General features: G+C 34.7%; 14 protein-coding genes and 3 tRNA genes. 7 read left to right on the top strand and 10 right to left on the bottom strand.

Annotation, left to right across the window (positions count from 1 at the left end):
* Window positions 1-29 precede the first annotated feature (29 nt).
* From FA045_RS09830 to FA045_RS09800, 7 genes are all read right to left on the bottom strand, one after another.
* On the bottom strand, window positions 30-1,637 hold the full coding sequence (locus FA045_RS09830; protein ID WP_136876887.1) for a RagB/SusD family nutrient uptake outer membrane protein: 1,608 nt from the start codon (window positions 1,635-1,637) through the stop codon (window positions 30-32).
* 18 nt (window positions 1,638-1,655) lie between these two features.
* A complete protein-coding gene (locus tag FA045_RS09825) occupies window positions 1,656-4,766 on the bottom strand; it encodes a SusC/RagA family TonB-linked outer membrane protein (RefSeq protein WP_205943131.1) in 3,111 nt (1,036 codons plus the stop codon).
* Between the two features lie 168 nt (window positions 4,767-4,934).
* Entirely contained in the window at window positions 4,935-6,287 is a 1,353-nt protein-coding gene (locus FA045_RS09820; protein WP_136876886.1) for a sugar MFS transporter, read from the bottom strand.
* 983 nt (window positions 6,288-7,270) lie between these two features.
* Window positions 7,271-7,344: transfer RNA gene (locus FA045_RS09815), tRNA-Pro, on the bottom strand.
* A gap of 55 nt (window positions 7,345-7,399) precedes the next feature.
* A tRNA-Pro gene (locus FA045_RS09810) sits at window positions 7,400-7,473 on the bottom strand.
* Between the two features lie 90 nt (window positions 7,474-7,563).
* Window positions 7,564-7,650, bottom strand: a tRNA-Ser gene (locus FA045_RS09805).
* Window positions 7,651-7,716: 66 nt separating this feature from the next.
* Window positions 7,717-9,723, bottom strand: coding sequence for an HD family phosphohydrolase (locus tag FA045_RS09800; RefSeq protein ID WP_136876946.1), 2,007 nt, complete (start codon window positions 9,721-9,723; stop codon window positions 7,717-7,719).
* Between the two features lie 284 nt (window positions 9,724-10,007).
* Here FA045_RS09800 and FA045_RS09795 point away from each other — a divergent pair, with 284 nt between their 5' ends.
* The 7 genes from FA045_RS09795 (at window position 10,008) to FA045_RS09765 (ending at window position 16,625) form a co-directional block, all read left to right on the top strand.
* Complete coding sequence (locus FA045_RS09795; RefSeq protein WP_136876885.1) at window positions 10,008-10,865, top strand: SPFH domain-containing protein; 858 nt, start codon at window positions 10,008-10,010, stop codon at window positions 10,863-10,865.
* The gene (locus FA045_RS09790) at window positions 10,865-11,401 is read left to right on the top strand and encodes a hypothetical protein (protein ID WP_136876884.1); all 537 of its coding nucleotides are present in this window, start codon (window positions 10,865-10,867) and stop codon (window positions 11,399-11,401) included. The genes FA045_RS09795 and FA045_RS09790 overlap by 1 nt, the downstream gene beginning before the upstream one ends.
* Window positions 11,385-11,555: an Arc family DNA binding domain-containing protein gene (locus tag FA045_RS09785; RefSeq protein WP_136876883.1), complete on the top strand. Its 171-nt coding sequence runs from the start codon at window positions 11,385-11,387 to the stop codon at window positions 11,553-11,555. The genes FA045_RS09790 and FA045_RS09785 overlap by 17 nt, the downstream gene beginning before the upstream one ends.
* Window positions 11,556-11,779: 224 nt before the next feature.
* Window positions 11,780-12,958, top strand: a complete 1,179-nt coding sequence (locus FA045_RS09780; RefSeq protein ID WP_136876882.1) for an acetyl-CoA C-acyltransferase — start codon at window positions 11,780-11,782, stop codon at window positions 12,956-12,958.
* 20 nt (window positions 12,959-12,978) lie between these two features.
* Complete coding sequence (locus FA045_RS09775) at window positions 12,979-13,905, top strand: hypothetical protein (protein WP_136876881.1); 927 nt, start codon at window positions 12,979-12,981, stop codon at window positions 13,903-13,905.
* A 94-nt stretch (window positions 13,906-13,999) separates the two neighbouring features.
* Window positions 14,000-15,769: a peptide MFS transporter gene (locus FA045_RS09770; protein WP_136876880.1), complete on the top strand. Its 1,770-nt coding sequence runs from the start codon at window positions 14,000-14,002 to the stop codon at window positions 15,767-15,769.
* 106 nt (window positions 15,770-15,875) lie between these two features.
* The gene (locus FA045_RS09765) at window positions 15,876-16,625 is read left to right on the top strand and encodes a polyprenol monophosphomannose synthase (protein WP_136876879.1); all 750 of its coding nucleotides are present in this window, start codon (window positions 15,876-15,878) and stop codon (window positions 16,623-16,625) included.
* 153 nt (window positions 16,626-16,778) lie between these two features.
* Here FA045_RS09765 and FA045_RS09760 read toward each other — a convergent pair whose 3' ends face one another.
* The 3 genes from FA045_RS09760 to FA045_RS09750 form a co-directional block, all read right to left on the bottom strand.
* Complete coding sequence (locus tag FA045_RS09760) at window positions 16,779-17,288, bottom strand: YdeI/OmpD-associated family protein (RefSeq protein WP_136876878.1); 510 nt, start codon at window positions 17,286-17,288, stop codon at window positions 16,779-16,781.
* Window positions 17,289-17,377: 89 nt separating this feature from the next.
* On the bottom strand, window positions 17,378-18,265 hold the full coding sequence (locus FA045_RS09755; RefSeq protein WP_136876877.1) for a TIGR02757 family protein: 888 nt from the start codon (window positions 18,263-18,265) through the stop codon (window positions 17,378-17,380).
* 16 nt (window positions 18,266-18,281) lie between these two features.
* Window positions 18,282-19,421, bottom strand: coding sequence for a cystathionine gamma-synthase (locus FA045_RS09750; protein ID WP_136876876.1), 1,140 nt, complete (start codon window positions 19,419-19,421; stop codon window positions 18,282-18,284).
* Window positions 19,422-19,482: the final 61 nt, after the last annotated feature.

Genomic DNA, 19,482 nt, shown 5'->3' with positions numbered 1-19,482 from the left:
TACTTACCTACCAACCTCTTGTATTGTATTTATTTATTATAACCTGGGTTCTGAGTTAGAACGGCATCTTTATTCAAATCAATTTCACTTTGTGGTAAAGGCCAAAGCTGATGGAAAGCTTGAACCGTTGAAGCTTGAATGAAGTTTAACCTCTTAGCTCTGTCTAGAAGTGTTCCAGTACGTACTAAAGTCATTCTTCGGTTTTCTTCTCCAATTAACTCTCTAACACGTTCATCCAATATAAAATCTAATGTAATATCTGATGCCGAAACTTGAGCTGCATTGGCCCTTGTTCTTAAAACATTAACAGAGGTAGCTGCCTCAGCTAGTTTAGATTGTTTAAACTGTGCTTCAGCTAATAACAGGTAAGTTTCTCCAAAACGCATCATGGTAAGATCTTTATAAGAACTATTTCCAACTGGATCTGCAGCAACATAATGGTTCCATTTAGTAGTGTAAGGAACAATCTTAAATAAGGTATCTGCTGGTGCTGGTACTACTCTTTTTCCTACAGTAGCAGGAAAAGCAGGGTCATTATAGAAAAAATCGCGACGTATATTGTACTTAGAGTTACGCATATCGTTAGTTGAGTATAACTTATTGATTACCCACCAGCTTAAGCGAAGACGTCCAATTCCACGTCCTCCTAAAGAATCAGTAATCAAAAGGTTTCCAACTCTAGGTGAACCTACAGTAGCAGAATAATGAGGTACCCAAACTCTTCTATGTTGATCAAAATTAGGAGTACCACCACCTGGCGTAAGGTATTCCATTTCTTCAACCCAAATAGATTCTGTGTTACCTGATGAGCGACGTTGATTACCTGTTATAAACATATCCGAAAATGGATCACCAGGTAAATTTTTATTAACGCCAAATCTTGTTTTAACCAAAACTAATTTCTGACTATTAATTACAGCCATACATTGTGCCTCTGCAAGGTCATTCTTACCTTGCCTTAAATAAGCTTCTGCTAATAATTGGTTAGCTGCCTGTTTATTTATTCTACTTGACTGTGATACTGCATCAATATTAGGAAGGTTAGCCGCAGCAAAAATTAGGTCATCGTTGATTAAGGTATTTAAACTTTCCAACGTAGCCCTCGTATAGTCTGTTTTTGCTGAATTTACGGGTTTGTCTATCAATGGAACAGCACCATACAAAGTAACTAAGAAATTATAAGCATAAGCTCTATAAAATTTAGCCTCAGCTGTATACAAGTTTCTTTCAGCAGTAGTTAATACAGCACTTTCATCGGCTGCTCCTACTATAATTGCATTAGCATTTGCGATTACTTTATAAGCCCATGTCCAATAGTAAGAAACGGCTAGCGCTTGAGGATTAAGTAATGTATAATTTTCAAAAGGAACTGATTCTGGTCCATTTTGTCCATTTATAGCTACATCTGTACCTACTTGCATCACATTCAATAATGACTGCCCCGGGTTCTGCGTTGTATACTGCTCACGAACAGCTAACATTAGTCCTGCAATTCCGGCCTCTAAACCCGCTTTATTTTTATAACTATTAATAGGCGAAAATGCTGAATCAGAATTTTCGTCTAAGAAAGATTTCTTACATGAAAGAAAACATAATAAAATTGGAGAAATGAGTAATAATAAAATTAATTTTTTCATAATATCTTATTCTAGATTTTAACGTAGTGTAACATTTAAACCAAATACAAAAGTTGAAACCAACGGATATATACCGTAGCTAAGAGGTGAATTTGCCAAACCTGATTGCGTATTACTTACACTTAATTCAGGGTCAAGACCAACCCAATCAGTAAAAGTTGCAATGTTTCTACCACTTACAAAGGCAGTTAAACTACCTAATTTTACTTTATCTAATGCTTTTTGAGTTAAACTATAGCTGAGCGTAATATCCTTTATTCTAGTATAATTTTGATCTACAGGATAAGCATATTGCTTAGGATTAGTATAAGTTAAAGATGGCTGCGTATTATTCATATTAGCTGCAGTCCAGTACCCTACTTCTTGCGGAAAACTAACACGACCTCCGTAATTTTGTAAGTTCAATAAAGGGTTGTTTATTTTTGCTCCTTGCGCAGTTTGCACCAAAATACTTAAGCCAAATTCTTTGTACTTGAAGTTATTTATCATACCACCAGTCCATTTTGGCAAACTACTACCTTGATAAACTCTATCAGCTTCGGTGATTTTTTTATCACCATTTATATCTACAAACTTTAAACTTCCTGGTGTAGCCCCTGGATCCACTTGTGATGCGTCTTCACCTACTTGCCAAACTCCAGCTAGTTGATAATCGTAAATGGCATATAGTGGTTTACCAATAAACCATTTGTTTCCAATATCATCCTTCCCATCTCCGTAAAGCGAAACGATCTCATTACGGTTAGATGAGAAGTTGATAGTTGATGACCAAGTAAAATCCTTTTTCTTTATGTTAACCGTGTTTAAGGTAAATTCAATACCCCTATTTTTAACACTACCTAAATTATCAAAAATGCTTCCGAAGCCAGTAATTGTGGGTAACTGGCGCCTTAATAATACATCGTTGGTTTTAGTAAAATAAGTTTCAACTGTACCGCTTATTCTATTGTTTAAAATAGAGAAGTCAATGGCGAAGTTACTTCCAGTTGTACTTTCCCAATTTAGTTCTGCATTACCTAATACACCACTTGTTAATAAAGAACTTGAAACTAAACCAGTTGCAGTAATTCCGTTAAAAATATATTTTGTAACACCTTGCGTACTAATTGTTTGATACACGCCTACCGCTTGGTTACCAGAAGTACCGTAAGAAGCTCTTAACTTGATGTTATCAATTTGTTTAACATTCTTTAAAAAGTTCTCATTAGAAATATTCCAACCCAAAGCTACAGAAGGGAAAGTTCCGTATTTATTCGTTGCAGAACCAAAGGCAGAATAACCATCACGTCTTGCCGTTACGGTAAATAAGTATTTACTATCATAAGAGTAGTTAAAACGAGCCATTTGAGAAACCAAAGCTTCTCTACTGAAAAAAGAACTTGCCGTTACAACAGCTGCTGCACCTATATTATTATATGATACTTCATCATTAATGAAGGTTTTTCCAGTTGTGCTGCTTATAAAATATTTTTTTTCTTGACCACTATATAATGCAGTAACATCTAAATGATGTTTTCCCCAGTTTTTATCGTAGGTTAATATGTTTTCAACTATCCAACTATTGGTTTCAGAATTGCTGATTGCAGCAGTACCTTGATCAGTATCCCCAGTATTAGCACCTCTATACGATGCACCACGAGACGGCAAGAATGAGTAATTAGCATTTAATCTATATTTTAAACCAGGTATAAATTTTGGTTTAATTTCTGCATAAAATATACCGTTAAGATTTTTTTGTCTATTTAAAACATCTGCATTTAAACCCAGAAGTGGGTTTCTCGTATATGTTTCAGAAAGCATTGGAAAAATTGTATAATCGCCATTTGGATCACGTAAACGGCCATAAGGACTCATTTGCATAGCCGATGAATAACTTACTGTTCCTCCGTCTGTATTATTATCTGCAAAAAACAAAGATGTTCCGGCAGTCAACCAATCTGTTATGGTGGCATCTAAGTTTGATCTAAAAGATGCTCTGCCAAACTGGTAACCTTTTAATACCCCTTTTTGCTTTTGATAAGCGCCAGAAACAAAGTATTTGATTTTATCACCACCTCCTGAAATACTTAAGTTATGATCTTGAATAAATCCTTGTTGTGAAATTTCATCTAACCAATTTGTAGTTCTACCAGCAGTATAATTTTCTTGCTCGTAGGCATTAGGAACTGGAATAGCACCAGGTTTTTGGTTCCTCTGTGCTAAAAAATCAGTATACTGCTGCACATATTGTTCTGGACTTAAAGGTGTTAAAGTCTTATTCTGATACTCTGGGCCAGCAAAAGTACTATATCTAATAGTTGGCTTACCTGTTTTACCTCTTTTAGTGGTAATTAAAATTACACCACTCGATCCTCTAGTTCCATATACTGCAACTGCAGATGCGTCTTTAAGTATTTCTATAGATTCTATATCGTTTGGATTGATATCATTTATAGAACCACCAAGATTACTAAAAGGAACGCCATCAATTACCGTTAATGGTGCAGTACTTGCATTAATAGAGTTAACACCTCTAACTTGAACACCAGCAGAACTACCGGGCACAGAAGAAGATTGACTAATTCTCACACCTGCAACAGCCCCTTCCATTGCATGTAACACGTTAGTAACTGGCAATTGAGATAATCTTTCTTTAGGCACAGAAGTTACTGAACCTGTAATATCAGATCTTTTTTGCGTACCGTAGCCTACGATAACAACTTCATTCATTTGATATTTTCGATCATCAACCAGCATGGTTACATTAATTAATGTTTTATTTCCCACACTAATTTCTTGCGAAACATAACCCATGTAAGTAAAAACTAATGTTCCGCCATCTGGACTTGTAATTTGGAATTCGCCATCAGCAGTTGTAGCTACCCGAACATTGGAACCTTTTACACTTACACTTGCACCTGCAAGTGGTTCGCCTAAATCATTCTTAACGGTTCCTTTAACTACCACATCCTTTAAAAAAGAAGCTGTTGTTAATTTGATTGCTTTTATTTCATTAACCATAGACTTCGTAGCAGCATTTAAACTAGAAGCACATATTAATAGCGAAGCACACAAAAAAGCTGGCTTCAACATAAAAATTTTGTAGAGGTTAAGAAATGAAGAATTGGTTAATAGTTGTTTTGTTTTCATTCTTTGGTTAATTTTTTTTAATGATTTGCAGGATTAAAAATCCTGATGTAACATTTGGAGGTTGAATACCACGCCCTAGGCCTGCTTCAACTTTGTTTAGTTTTTTTAACATTCATTCATTTTTGTAGTTTGGTTTATATTTTACTTGGTTAGTTTTTCTATTATTCTTTATTTCTTTTTAAAATTTGGAAGCCACCTTTGGATTAAATGCCCATAGCAAGCATAAAAAACCAAATACAGGTAACACGGAAATAATATCCAGTAAGCAGTTCTTACATTGCTCATATCTGCTACATAGCCATAAATAAGTGGAAAAATAGCACTGCCACACAGTGCCATAATTAATGCAGAGGCACCAACTTTGGTAAAACGACCTAAGTTTTTTAAAGCCACAGGCCATATCCCAGCCCAAACCAATGAATTGGCCAGTCCTAACAACACAATAAACCAAATAGAAATATCAGTAGTGTGCCCTAAAAAGGTATAACTACCACTGCTATAAATAATTAAAAGTGTTAAAGCTGCGCCAAGGATTGTACAAATACGCAACATATTTACTTGAGAAATATATTTAGGAATAAGGATAATCCCTAAACCATAACCAAGTATGGTAGTGAATAAAGTGTAAGAAGGAAAAACTTTAGCTTCCATAATAGGCATGCCCATAGAATTTGCATAAGCAATTATGGTATCAATAGCTATAACTTGGGTACCAACGTGAAAAAATATGGCTAAAACACCTAATATTAAATAAGGAAAATCAAACAGGCTTTTTTTGTCTGCGTTTAGAGATGATAATTCATCATCTTCTTGCTCAGTATCAATTTCGGGTAATGGAGAAAAACGGATTAATATACCTAATAACGTTAGCAACATACCTAAAATGCTATAAGGTAAAATAACACGCCTAATTAATTCATCTAATGCTAATTGCCTTTCTAAATGATTCATCAAAGGGAGTTGTTTTAGCATTTCGTTATCAGCAACCTTAAATATTACCGATGCAAATATTAAAGGTGCTAAAATACCAGCACCCTTATTACATATACCCATGAAACTAATACGTTTGGCTGCTTTCTCGCTAGGGCCCAAAATTGTAATGTATGGGTTGGCGGCTGTTTGTAAAATAGCCAAGCCAGATCCGATGGTAAACAACCCAATCAGAAAAATCTCATAGGTTCTATTTAATGCAGCAGGAATGAATATAAATACCCCAATAGCCATAATCCATAATCCATACATGATACCTTTTTTAAACCCTACCCTTTTCAGCAGATAAGATGATGGTAAAGACATAACGAAATAGGATATATAGAAAGCAAAAGCAACGAGATAAGATTGAAAATTACTTAGCTCACATGCTATTTTAAAATATGGAATTAAAATAGCATTAATCCAGGTAATAAAACCAAATACAAAGAATAATCCTCCTAAAATAAACATGGATATCAATGTTTGTTTAGCAGTAAGTGATTTTACTTGTACAGCTCTATTTGGTGTAGAACTACCTATTTTCTCCATAATTAAAGAGTTAAAAACAATGTAATTTTATTAACGTTTACGTACCCGCAATAAGTATCAAAAAAATGGAGCTTACAATACTCCTCAACAATAAATCATTTATTCTTTAGAAAATAGTTAACGTAGACCGTTCATACATTATTTACGTTAACGTACACGAATATATAAATTTTATTTTCAAATTAACTAATGTTTCTCAAAAAATAATTTAATAATTAGTAATAAAATCCTATTTCTTCATTGAATATAGGATTTAAAACAAGTTAAAGGAACGTCGGTCCTACACTCAAAAAAGTGGTCGAACAACAATTTAACTTAACAGCTCACATTTGTTAAAACAACGCCTGCTTGTTGTTATTAGAGTTATCTGATCCATTGCTACCTTACTGTTAGGGAACTTGCGTTTAAACTCAACTTATCCGAACCCACCATTTAATGCGCTTTTTAAAGAATAGTCATGAACCCCAAGGATATGGCAATTACCTAGGTAAGTAATACTTCTAAAATGTCGATCAACGGATATGTGTTGGCTAACTTGTCTGCTTCGATAGAAAATGGATACTTGGCCCCTATACAGTTGACCTCATTCGAGGTATTGTTATACAGTGGTGAAGTCCATCTGCACAATTACCAGGCTGCTGTTATTTCTCCGAGCATTCAATAGCGGCATACTAGTGCCATTCAGAATGTGTATAGGTCTTTTGTTGAATATGAGCTGAGTGTAAAGAAATTTAAAAGGTGAGTAGAAATCTTTTAAAGCTTAATCGAGCTAGTGATTTTATACAAAGTGTATCGTTTCTAATATTTTACCGACAATCTTCAGGCATTTGAACAGACAAAAAAAAATGCATAACACAAAGAGCGGAACTACTGTTTAAACTATATCCTGATTTGCACAGGGATTACGATAAATTACTTAAAAGCTAAAAAGCCCCTAAATTTGATAATTTAGAGGCTTTTGTATCCAGATGAACTGGAAGTTGTCGGGATGGCAGGATTCGAACCTACGACCTCCTGCTCCCAAAGCAGGCGCGATACCGGGCTACGCTACATCCCGAACTTGGTATCACCTTTATTTATGACCCTTATTTAAAAGTGGAATCAAACTTTTGTCGGGATGGCAGGATTCGAACCTACGACCTCCTGCTCCCAAAGCAGGCGCGATACCGGGCTACGCTACATCCCGAACTTGGTATCACCTTTACCCTTTTTCAAAGGGATTGCAAAGAAACGATTTTTTATTGTAAAAACCACTTAATCGCAATTTAAATTTCAGCGGAGGAAGAGGGATTCGAACCCTCGGTACCGTTGCCAGTACGACAGTTTAGCAAACTGTTCCTTTCGGCCACTCAGGCATCCCTCCGATTTATCAAAAACATCCGTTTTGAGGTTGCAAATATAGCAATTCAACTATGTTTTCAAAAAAAAATTACACAGTTTGTAAATAATCTATTCTTACATGATAGATACTCATCAGCATCGTCTTGAATATCAGCTTTATAGTTTCTAAATCTTTTAACGTCAAATCGCAGTCATCTAATTGATTTTGCTCCAATTTATAGTTAATTATCCTTTCTACCAGATCATCTATGCTTTGAGCATCCGGATTTTTTAGACTTCTTGATGCTGCTTCTACCGAATCTGCCAGCATTAAAACGCCGGTTTCTTTACTAAATGGTATAGGTCCCGGATACCTGAAAATATTCTCATCCACAAATTTTTCGGGCGAATTTTTTAAAAATGACTGATAAAAATAATCTACTCTTGTGTTGCCATGGTGAGTTCTGATAAAATCGATTACCGTTTCTGGTAGTTTATTTTTACGGGTAATCTCTATACCCTTATGAACATGTTTGATAATGATTTGTGCACTTTGCTCATAAGGTAATTTATCATGCGGACTAACGGCTGTATTCTGGTTCTCGATAAAGTATTGTGGATTTTCCATTTTACCGATATCGTGATACAACGCTCCCGCCCTAACCAATAACGAATTTCCGCCAATTTTAAAAATAGCAGCCTCTGCAAGGTTTGCTACTTGTAACGAATGCTGAAACGTTCCTGGCGCCTTAAAAGCTAATTCACGCAGCAATTTGTTGTTGGTATTGGTTAACTCAATTAATGCCACATCAGAGGTTATTCCAAAAACTCTTTCAAAGGCATAAATTAACGGATAGGCCAATAAAGACAATAGCACACTAAAGATAAAAGGCACAAATAACGACCAGTCAATTTGTTTAAAATCTCCTTCTCTCAAGAGCGCTATCCCTACAAAGGAAACAAAATAAGCTGCTAAAATAAATGATGCAGAAATTAAGAGTTGTTCTCTTTTTAAAAGATTTTTAATGCTATAAATGGCCACCATACCTGCCGTAGTTTGATAAAAAACAAACTCAAAACTGTTAGGAACAAAAAATCCAGCAATTAATATCACTAACAAATGCAAATTTAAAGCCAGTCGAGTATCAAATAGTATTCTGATAATAATTGGTACAATACAAAAAGGAATGTAATAAAGACTATTTAAATTCAGTTTTAACGCCCAAGTTAAAGCCAATAGCATTGATGTGATTACAATCAACAATAAAGAGAGCTGTCTGTTATCGGCAAAAATATCCTTCCTAAACAAATACAGAAAAACCATAAGTAAGGTAATAATAAACCCAACCAATAACACCTGCCCGATATAAACTAACTTATTGTCGCCAATATTTTTGGTTTGTGCTTCATAGGCTTCTTTAAACGAAACCAATTTTTGGTAAATCTCATCGTCTACAAAATTACCTTTAGCAACTATAAGTTCGCCTTTTTGCACCATGCCTTTTGTAGTAGAAATGCTATTTACGGTGCTGTTTTTTACTGTTTCTGTTAAAGCTTCATCAAATATTAAATTTGGCTTTAAATGACTTTCTACCAATTCAATTAAAACATCTTTAAACCTTACATCAACAGACTTGAAATTAGTCTTAAAATAATCCAAGGCCTGTGCAGAGGTAAATACGTCTTGCGAATTTGTCCTTGACGAAACATTATCATCTACTAACGAAAAATCATAAAATTTACCATCTTTTTGATGTTTAGCAGTTAAACCAATAATCCCTTTATTATAAATCAACTGAAGCATTTTCACCGCTTCTTTTTTATTCACCTCTTTCTGTGCTTCAGCAAAATTATTCGTCTTCCACCTTACATCCAATTCATTTAAAAAAGCATCAATCTGACCTTGCTTAACATCTTTATTCAATTGGTAAATTGGTAAAACATTATTTAATGCATCAGTTTGATCATTTTTTACCTGCGGGTTGGTTTTTAAAATCGCAAAGCTAAATGGCGAAATCAAGTCTCTGCTTTGCCAAGTCTTACCCTTTTCTATTTCGTACCTAAACCTTGGTTGTTTTGGTAAATAAAGGGTAATCACCAAAACACAAAATACCATCATCACATATTTAATGTTTGAAGAATATTTTCGGTAAAGGACTTTATGTGAATTCTTTTTGATTTTAGCCAAAATAGTACAATTAGATTAACTCAAAATTAAGATTATTTTTCTAACTGTGTAAATTTTGTTTTATACCCAATCTTACATCAAATTCCTTAAGCAAAAATTAAATAGATAGGGGTAATACTTAATAACAGTTTTAATCACCTCAATATTTTCTTATAAAAACTTGATAATCTAAAATATTATTTGTCAATTTATGATATCAAATTAATATCATTATGCAAACAGAAAAAATTATCAAACCACCTTCGGGCTATTTAACGCTATTGGTATCATTAGCTTTATTAGCTGGCGGAATTTACGCTTTAATTAACCAGTATTTTTGGTTAGGCGGCATTACTTTACTTTTAGATTTTGTGCTGGTAATGCCAGGCTTGATTATTGTAAATCCTAATGAATCAAAAGTACTTACACTGTTCGGTAAATACGTTGGTACAGTTAAGTCTGATGGATTTTTCTGGGTTAATCCACTAACTACCAAAAGTAAATTATCGCTGAGAGCTCGTAACCTAAATGGCCAGCAACTAAAAGTAAATGATAAAATGGGTAATCCGATAGAAATTGCTGCTGTAATTGTTTGGCAGGTTAATGAAACAGCTAAAGCCTCTTTTGCCGTAGAAAACTATCTTCAATACGTGAACATACAAAGCGAAGCCGCCGTTAGGCATTTGGCAAACAGTTTCTCTTATGATAATATGGAAGATGAAAGTGCTGAAATTACATTAAAAGATGGTGCAGAAAAAGTGAGTGTACTTTTAGAGCAAGAACTAACCGAGCGTTTATCTAGAGCCGGAGTAGAAGTAATTGAAGCTCGTATTTCTCACTTGGCTTATGCACAAGAAATTGCAAGCGCCATGTTACAACGCCAACAAGCCTCTGCAGTAATTTCTGCCCGCAAATTAATTGTAGAAGGTGCAGTAGGAATGGTAGAAATGGCTTTAGCCAGATTATCTGAAAAAGGAATTGTTGATTTAGATGAAGAACGTAAAGCGGCTATGGTAAGCAATTTACTAGTTGTACTTTGCGGAGATAGAAATGTACAACCAGTAGTAAACACAGGCACCTTATATAATTAATGGAATTTATTGAAAAACAACAACTTAAACTCTGGTGGTTATATATCCTTTTAGGTATAGAAACCATCATTGTTTGTAGCATCATGTTTTTAAGTAAAGATAAACTGACTTGGCAGGAAATAAGAACTGCACATTATTTACCAATTTTTGCCATTTTACTCCCTTACCTCATCGTTTATGTGGTTACCAAAAACTCTTTTACCATTAAAATTGATGTAAATGGCATCAATTACCGCTATTGGCCATTTGCCAGAAATAAATTTTTAGCATGGCAACAAATTGAAAAACTATACATCAGAAAGTTTGATGCATTAGGAGAATATGGCGGTTGGGGATATAGATATAAACTTTGGTTTAAATTCAACGATAAAGCATATATTTTTAATGATGCTAATTTAGGTTTACAAATCGAGCTAAAAGAAAATAGAAAAATATTATTCAGCACATCAAAATTAGCCGAGTTAAAACTTTTTTTGATCAATATGAAGAACACACAAAATATAGGAGCAATAGAATTAGATGTCAGAGAAAGATAAAAAAGCTTTTGTATTAAGGATTAATCCAACTTTGTTAAAAGAATTGGAAGAATTGGCCGCTAATGAATTTAGAAGCACAAATGGCCAGATTGAATATTTACTAAACGAAGCAATTAAGAGTAAAAAAAAGAAAAAAGCCAAAACAGACGAGTAATTTATTATACAAATTATTAGAAAAACAAGGTTCAGTCTTCCATCGCAAAATCAGCCCTGCCCTTTGCTTTTCCCATTCCCTACACCATACCCGTCTGATGGAAATCGCTGTCGGTCAGGTTTATATCACAAAGCAACTGCAAAAAGTCAATTAACTTACATTTGTGCGGTAATTTATGGTCAAATGCCTAAATTGCGCCAACCAAATAGTATAAAAAATATCATATGAGAGATGTAGTAATTGTTGCTGCTGTTAGAACGCCTGTTGGCAGCTTCGGCGGTACTTTATCAGGATTTTCGGCAACACAATTAGGTGGTTTTGCAATTAAAGCCGCTGTAGAAAAAGCCGGAATTGAACCAGAACAAATTCAAGAAGTGTACATGGGCAACGTATTGTCGGCAAACTTAGGGCAAGCGCCCGCCACCCAAGCCGCTAAATTTGCTGGTTTACCAGATGTGCCTTCAACAACAATCAATAAAGTATGTGCATCGGGCACAAAAGCAATTATGTTAGCAGCCCAAAGCATCGCCCTTGGCCAAAATGAAATTGTGGTAGCAGGTGGTATGGAAAGCATGAGTAATGTACCTTACTATTTAGATAAAGCTCGTAACGGATATCGCCTTGGCCACGGACAAATCACCGATGGTTTAGTAAAAGATGGCTTATGGGACGTTTACAACGATTACCACATGGGTTCGGCGGCAGAATTGTGTGCATCAACTTGTAACATTACTCGCGAAGATCAAGATAATTTCGCAGTACAATCCTATCAAAGAGCGCAAGCTGCTCAAACCTCAGGAAAATTTACTGAAGAAATTGTAGCAGTTGAAATTAAAGATCGTAAAGGTGAGATTACGTTGTTTAATCAAGATGAAGAACCGAACGCTGTTAAATTTGACAAAATTCCTGGTTTAAAACCTGTATTTAAAAAAGATGGAACTGTTACGGCTGCAAATGCATCAACCTTAAATGATGGCGCAGCAGCTTTAGTTTTAATGAGTGCAGAAAAAGCAGCTGAATTGGGTATTAAACCATTGGCTAAAATTTTAGCTTACGCTGATGCACAACAAGCGCCAGAATGGTTTACAACTACTCCATCTAAAGCTATTCCGTTAGCATTAAGTAAGGCCAATCTCAAAACTACTGACGTAGATTTCTTTGAAATTAACGAAGCTTTCTCTGTGGTTTCTTTAGCCAACAATCAAGAATTAGGTTTAGATGGTGATAAAGTAAATGTGAACGGCGGCGCTGTGGCAATTGGTCACCCGCTTGGTGCGTCTGGCGCTAGAATTGTAGTTACCTTATTAAGTGTATTAGCTCAAAACAATGGCAAAATTGGCGTGGCTGGTATTTGCAATGGTGGCGGTGGTGCAAGTGCAATAGTTATCGAAAATTTGCGTTAACAAATCACAAATAAAATTTGATGTTTAAGGATTTTAAAACTCATTTATTAATAGGCTTTTTTTTATGCTGTGCGTTTAATAAACTTAACGCACAGCATACCATAAAGTTAGATAACAAACCTGCTTTAGATCTTTACCAAGATTCGCTCAAGGTTTTAAGCGAAGCAACTTTTGCCGCAACAGAAGATAATGATCGGGTGGAGAAAAATGCGCTATTTATCAAAAAATTCATCAATGCTTTAAAAATAAACGGGTCGTTTAATTACGGTTTCGATTCGCTTAAACGAATTTCCATTATCAAATCAACCGATAATGCCTTTCGGATCATCACCTGGTTTTTACCAAACAATGATGGCACTTACCGTTATTATGGCACCATACAAATGGGCATAGCAAATGGAGGTCTAAAACTCTTCCCTTTAACTGATCATACAAATTTTGAAGACCAAAATGCAATAACCACAAATAAAAGCTGGTTTGGTTCTAGATATTACGAAATGATTCCTGTTTTGGTAAATGGCAAACAACCTTATTATATCCTTTTAGGATGGAAAGGAAATACGGCTAAAACTACCAAAAAAGTAATTGATGTTTTATCTTTTGAAAAAGGCGAACCCATTTTTGGTAAAAACATTTTTGAGACTCAAAAGAATGCAGCTTTAAAAAACAGAGTGGTATTTGAATACAATAAACAAAACACCATGACTTTAAAAGTTGATCAAAATGTGAACATGATTGTTTTTGATCACCTTGCTCCTTACGACCCGAAAATGGTGGGTAATTTTGAATACTATGGCTCTGATTTGAGTTTTGATGGCTACCGCTTAACTTGGGGCAAATTAGCTCTTGTAGAAGATGTTGAACTCAAAAATGATCCTTCACCTAACGATGAATTTTATGGTAAACCCGTAAAAGCATCAACAGTTGTTACAAAATCTTATCATTAAGCTATAAATTTTTATTTGTTACTTTCACAACAGGTATATATATTGCGAGTTGAAACTAACACACAGATTATAAACTGAAACTAACTAATGTTTTATGCAAACATCTATTGACACTAGCAACGACTTTTTTAAAGATAAAGTCTTAGGCCATCCTGCAGGCTTATTTGTGCTATTTTTCACAGAAATGTGGGAAAGATTTTCTTATTATGGTATGCGGGCGCTTTTGGTGCTTTTTTTAACCTCTTCTATAATTGGTGATAACCCAGGTTGGGGTTGGCCTAGAGAGCACGCTTTAGCAATTTACGGTTCATATACCGGATTAGCTTATTTAACCCCTATTTTAGGTGGGTACATTGCCGATAGATTTATAGGTTTTAGGTGGGCCGTTATTGTAGGTGCTTTTTTAATGACACTAGGCCACTTATCTATGGCAATGGAGTTTAATCCAGTTTTTATGTACATCGGATTAGGTTTATTGGTTGTAGGTATAGGTTTTTTCAAGCCAAACATGAACTCAATAGTGTCTAAAATGTACGAAAAACATCCAGAGAAAAAAGATGGGGCTTTTACCATTTTTTACATGGGTGTAAACTCTGGAGCTTTTTTAGGAATGTTACTTTGTGGATACATTGGTGAAAGTGAAAATTGGGGATGGAGTTATGGATTTGGTTTGGCAGGTATTTTTATGTTTGTTGGCATGCTTCAATTCTATTTTACTAGAAACATTTTTGGCAACATTGGCCTAAAACCAGAAGCTGGAGGTAATCAAAAAGATGAAAATGAAAGTGTAGATGAAGCAACCAGAAATCCATTTTCAAAGTTTGATATTGCTATTATTGCCATTATCTCTATTATCGGATTAGTTTGGATCATTAACGATCCGCTTTCTAAAATTACCTCAATAAACGTTTTCGACTTTAAAGTAGGAAATTGGGATGGTAGTAATGTGATGATTTTATCAGCTTTAGTCTTATTTATCTTTCTTTTAGTTAAACGAACATCTCAGTATACGCCAGTATTACGAGGAAGGATGATTTCGGTAATTATTTTAGCATTTATAACTATTTTCTTTTGGGCCTCGTTTGAGCAAGCTGGTGGGTCGATGACAATTTTTGCAAAAGATTATACCTTACGAATATTAGAGGGCAATGCAAAAGTGGCTTTTAACATTGGCAACACCTTAATTACGGTTATTCCAATGGTAATTATTACTTATGTATTAATTATGCTTTTTAGACAAACATTTAAAAAGTACGCTTTAGGGAATGTTATTTTAGCAATTGGCTTTGTAATTATTTGGGTTATTGTAATTTATATGCTTAAAAATCAGTATGCTGATGATAAAGCAGAAGTGCCAGCTACTTGGTTTGGCGTACTCAACTCACTATTTATAATATCATGTGCGCCATTGGTTTCAAAAATTTGGGAGAGTAAATATAACCCTTCTGCAACAATGAAAAATGGCTTCGGAATGATTTTACTAGGAATCGGCTTTGCTGCATTAGCTTATGGCTCAAGCGATATCCCTTCGGGTGCTAAGGTTGCCTCTGTAAGCATGATTTGGTTAATTATAGCTTACTTATTTCACACCTTGGGTGAGTTATTCATCTCTCCTGTTGGACTTTCTTATGTTAGTAAATTGGTTCCTGCACGTATGATCGGTATCATGTTTGGCATTTGGTATTTATCAATTGCAATTGGTAATAAAATAGCCGGCACAATGGGAGGTGTAATTGATCAAATTACTGCAGAATACTCGATGACGACTTTCTTCTTAATTTTCACGCTAATTCCAATTGGCTTAGGTTTATTAGTGATGCTGCTAACACCATTAGTTAAAAAATTAATGCACGGCGTTCATTAAAACATATTTTAACAACATTTAACCAAAAGCCCGTAAAGAAATTTTCGGGCTTTTGGTTTTTAATCCCTAATTTTGTTCAATCTAAAATCTAAAATCGTAATTCAAATTGTCAGATAGCTTAGTCATTATCCCAACCTACAACGAAAAAGAAAACATCGAAAAAATAATTCGTAAAGTATTTTCTTTGTCGTACTCATTTGATGTATTAATTATTGATGATGGTTCTCCAGATGGTACTGCAGCAATTGTAAAAAAACTGCAAGTAGAATTTCCTTTTCAGTTACATTTAGAAGAACGCAAAGGAAAATTGGGTTTGGGAACAGCTTACATTCACGGATTTAAATGGGCCTTGGAGCGAGATTTTGAATATATTTTTGAAATGGATGCCGATTTTTCTCACAATCCTGATGATTTAATTAGACTGAGAGGAGCTTGTGTACCAGAGAGTGAATTTGTAAATGGCGGTGCCGATGTTTCCATTGGCTCACGCTATGTTAAAGGTGTAAACGTTGTTAACTGGCCAATGGGTCGAGTTTTAATGTCTTATTTCGCTTCTATGTATGTTCGTTTAATTACTAGAATAAACATTCAAGACGCAACTGCTGGCTTTAAATGTTACCGCAGAAAAGTGTTGGAAACCATACCTATGGAGAAGATTAGATTTGTGGGTTATGCTTTCCAAATAGAAATGAAATTTACGGCAATTAAATACGGTTTTAATGTGGTAGAAGTCCCTATCATTTTTACCGACAGAACAGAAGGAACCTCTAAAATGAGCACCAGAATTTTTAGGGAAGCTTTTTTGGGCGTTATCCAGATGAAAGTAAATAGTTGGTTTAGGAATTATAAAAGATAGGTTTTGCGATTCGTGCTGAATTTATTTCAGCATCTGTTTCCATTTTCTTCATAGATAATCAGACCCTAATCTGTAGCTAAGCGGGAAGCTAAGCAGTAAAATAAATTTAGGGTTACGGTAAAAAAAATGGAATGGTTTCTTTGGTTTTCAGCATTAGTCTTTTTGTCTGTTAGATCGTATCATCAATCCAAAATCTTGTTTTAATGCCATTGCATTTACCAACATCACCAATCTTTTAGTAAGTGTTGGTTCGGTTTTAGCCGTATTTAACCAATTGATAAAATAATTTTGATGTGATTTAGGGAGCGATAAAAAATATTCCAATAAGCCTTCTTCTTGTGCCAAACACACTTCCAAAACTTCAGGCATTTCTATTTTAAAATCAGCATCAAATTCCAACTGAAGTTCAATTACAGCTCCTTCTTCCTTTTTCAAGGCTTTACGTATATTTTTATTCAAAGGAATGATAAATCCATCTTCTTTAATTGGCGTGGCACTAAGTCCGTTAATTGCTAACTCATCAATAAAACCTTTTACGCGAAAACCCCTTCTTGAATTTGGTTTAATTTGATCGGCTATTTCTTGTGAAATATGCACATAACTCCAACCAGTTTTTTCACCGTTAGACTCATATTTTTCTATTTCTGTTTTGAGATAAATCATTTTTTAAATTAGAAAAAAGGATGGAAACATTAAGGCATGAAGAAGGTTGAGTTATTTCCTTAATAATCTTAATTTCTTAATGTTTAAAATTAAAACTCCCCCTCTACCCCCAACCCAAACAAAGCAAAATCATATTTAACAGGATCATTTGCATCAAATTCCATTAAATTTTCAGTTAGTTCTACTGCAGTTAACCAATCGGTTTGTTTACGCTTTATTAAACCTAATAATCTTCCTACCCTATCTACATGCACATCGCAAGGGCAAATTAATGCAGAAGTAGGTATCGTATTCCAAATTCCAAAATCAACACCACAATTATCTTTTCTAACCATCCACCTTAAAAACATATTTAAACGTTTACAAGTAGATTTTTGCAAAGGCGATGAAATATGTTTAAATGTCCTCCTCGGAAAATCCGGTAAGCTAAAAAAGTAACTTCTAAAATGGTTTAAAGCCTTTTCTGCCGTAAAATCATCAGGCTTAAAATCGGTTAAAGCGCAGGGCGATGAACTGACTTCAACATAACTTTCATCATTATATTTTTCAGGTAAATAAGCTGAATTAAATATTTGCTGTTGAGGTAAAAAAGCGGTTTCTAAAGTATCAGATTGGAGATAATGATGTTTAAAGAATGAAACGAAATAAAACAAATCAGTATCGTTAAAAGTACGATGTTTGAAACCTAATAGACCTTTTAAATCATCATCGCTGTGGTTAAGCATAAAGTCATAAGGCTGATTATCCATCCTTAAAAACAACTCATTACATTTATTGATGATGGTTTTACGTTGCCCCCAAGCTAAAATTGCCGCAAAAAATGCAGCAATTTCAATGTCTTGTTTTAATTTGTATTGATGTGGGATACAAATCGGATCATTCGGAATAAAATTAGGCCGATTGTATTGCTCAACTTTAAAATCTAAAAAATCTTTTAATTGATTAAAATCATTTGTGATCCCATTCTCAAATCTCATATCTTACATCTCAATACTAAGAAAGCGCCTGTTCCAAATCTGCTAGCAAATCTTCGATATCCTCAACTCCAACACTTAAACGTAATAAATTATCGGTTACACCTACTTTTTCGCGTTCTTCTTTTGGTATCGAACCATGTGTCATGGTAGTTGGGTGGTTAATTAAAGACTCTACACCTCCTAAAGATTCTGCCAAAGAAAAAACTTTGAAACGAGAGGCAATTCTGAAAGTTTCTTGTAAATCAGCATCCTTTAAAGTGATCGAAACCATCCCACCGAAACCACGCATTTGCTTTTTAGCTATATCATGGTTAGGATGATCTTCAAATCCTGGCCAGTAAATTTTATCGATTTTTGGATGTGTTTTTAAATAATGGGCTACTTTTTCACCATTTTCGCAATGCGCTTTCATTCGCAAATGCAAGGTCTTGATTCCTCTTAAAACCAAAAATGAATCTTGCGGTCCAGGAGTTGCACCACAGGCATTGTAAATGAAGAATAAATCTTTGTACAATTGCTCATCGTTAACTAACAATGCTCCCATAACTACATCAGAGTGACCACCAATATATTTTGTAACCGAATGCATTACAATATCAGCGCCTAAATCTGCAGGGTTTTGTAAATATGGTGAAGCAAAAGTATTATCAACCGCTAAAAGAATTTTGTTCTCTTTCGTTATTTTTGCTACACCTTCAATATCAATAATCCGCATGGTTGGGTTAGTTGGCGTCTCTATCCACACTAATTTGGTATTTTCATTAAGGTAAGGAATGATGTTTTCAGGCTTAGACAAATCTAAGAAATGAAATTTGATGCCATATTTTTGATAAACCTTAGTAAAAATACGATACGAACCTCCATACAAATCGTTACCAGTTATCACTTCATCACCAGGCTTTAATAATCTTAAAACGCAATCTGTTGCCCCCATTCCACTACTAAAAGCCAAGCCGAATTTGCAATTTTCTAATGCTGCCAAACAGTCTTCTAAAGCTTTACGAGTTGGATTTGTACCGCGAGAATATTCATAACCTTTATGCTCTCCCGGCGATTTTTGCCAGTATGTTGAGGTCTGATAAATTGGAGTCATAACAGCTCCTGTTGTTGGATCTGGCTCTTGACCAGCGTGAATTGCTTTTGTTGCGAATTTCATTTTTTAAAAGATTTGAGATGTGAGATTTGAGATATGAGAAGCTAGATGTAAGATAAATTTT

This window comes from Pedobacter cryotolerans, assembly GCF_005116475.1.
In the GTDB taxonomy this organism is placed as follows: domain Bacteria; phylum Bacteroidota; class Bacteroidia; order Sphingobacteriales; family Sphingobacteriaceae; genus Pedobacter; species Pedobacter cryotolerans.
Note: the sequence above shows the minus strand (reverse complement) of the source record. Positions and strands in the feature narration are given on the sequence as shown.

Excerpts from the sequence above, each read along its gene's own strand:
- FA045_RS09830 (WP_136876887.1), bottom strand. The coding sequence starts at position 1,637 with ATGAAAAAATTAATTTTATTATTACTCATTTCTCCAATTTTATTATGT.
- FA045_RS09825 (WP_205943131.1), bottom strand. The coding sequence starts at position 4,766 with ATGAAAACAAAACAACTATTAACCAATTCTTCATTTCTTAACCTCTAC.
- FA045_RS09820 (WP_136876886.1), bottom strand. The coding sequence starts at position 6,287 with ATGGAGAAAATAGGTAGTTCTACACCAAATAGAGCTGTACAAGTAAAA.
- FA045_RS09800 (WP_136876946.1), bottom strand. The coding sequence starts at position 9,723 with ATGGTATTTTGTGTTTTGGTGATTACCCTTTATTTACCAAAACAACCA.
- FA045_RS09795 (WP_136876885.1), top strand. The coding sequence starts at position 10,008 with ATGCAAACAGAAAAAATTATCAAACCACCTTCGGGCTATTTAACGCTA.
- FA045_RS09790 (WP_136876884.1), top strand. The coding sequence starts at position 10,865 with ATGGAATTTATTGAAAAACAACAACTTAAACTCTGGTGGTTATATATC.
- FA045_RS09785 (WP_136876883.1), top strand. The coding sequence starts at position 11,385 with ATGTCAGAGAAAGATAAAAAAGCTTTTGTATTAAGGATTAATCCAACT.
- FA045_RS09780 (WP_136876882.1), top strand. The coding sequence starts at position 11,780 with ATGAGAGATGTAGTAATTGTTGCTGCTGTTAGAACGCCTGTTGGCAGC.
- FA045_RS09775 (WP_136876881.1), top strand. The coding sequence starts at position 12,979 with ATGTTTAAGGATTTTAAAACTCATTTATTAATAGGCTTTTTTTTATGC.
- FA045_RS09770 (WP_136876880.1), top strand. The coding sequence starts at position 14,000 with ATGCAAACATCTATTGACACTAGCAACGACTTTTTTAAAGATAAAGTC.
- FA045_RS09760 (WP_136876878.1), bottom strand. The coding sequence starts at position 17,288 with ATGATTTATCTCAAAACAGAAATAGAAAAATATGAGTCTAACGGTGAA.
- FA045_RS09755 (WP_136876877.1), bottom strand. The coding sequence starts at position 18,265 with ATGAGATTTGAGAATGGGATCACAAATGATTTTAATCAATTAAAAGAT.
- FA045_RS09750 (WP_136876876.1), bottom strand. The coding sequence starts at position 19,421 with ATGAAATTCGCAACAAAAGCAATTCACGCTGGTCAAGAGCCAGATCCA.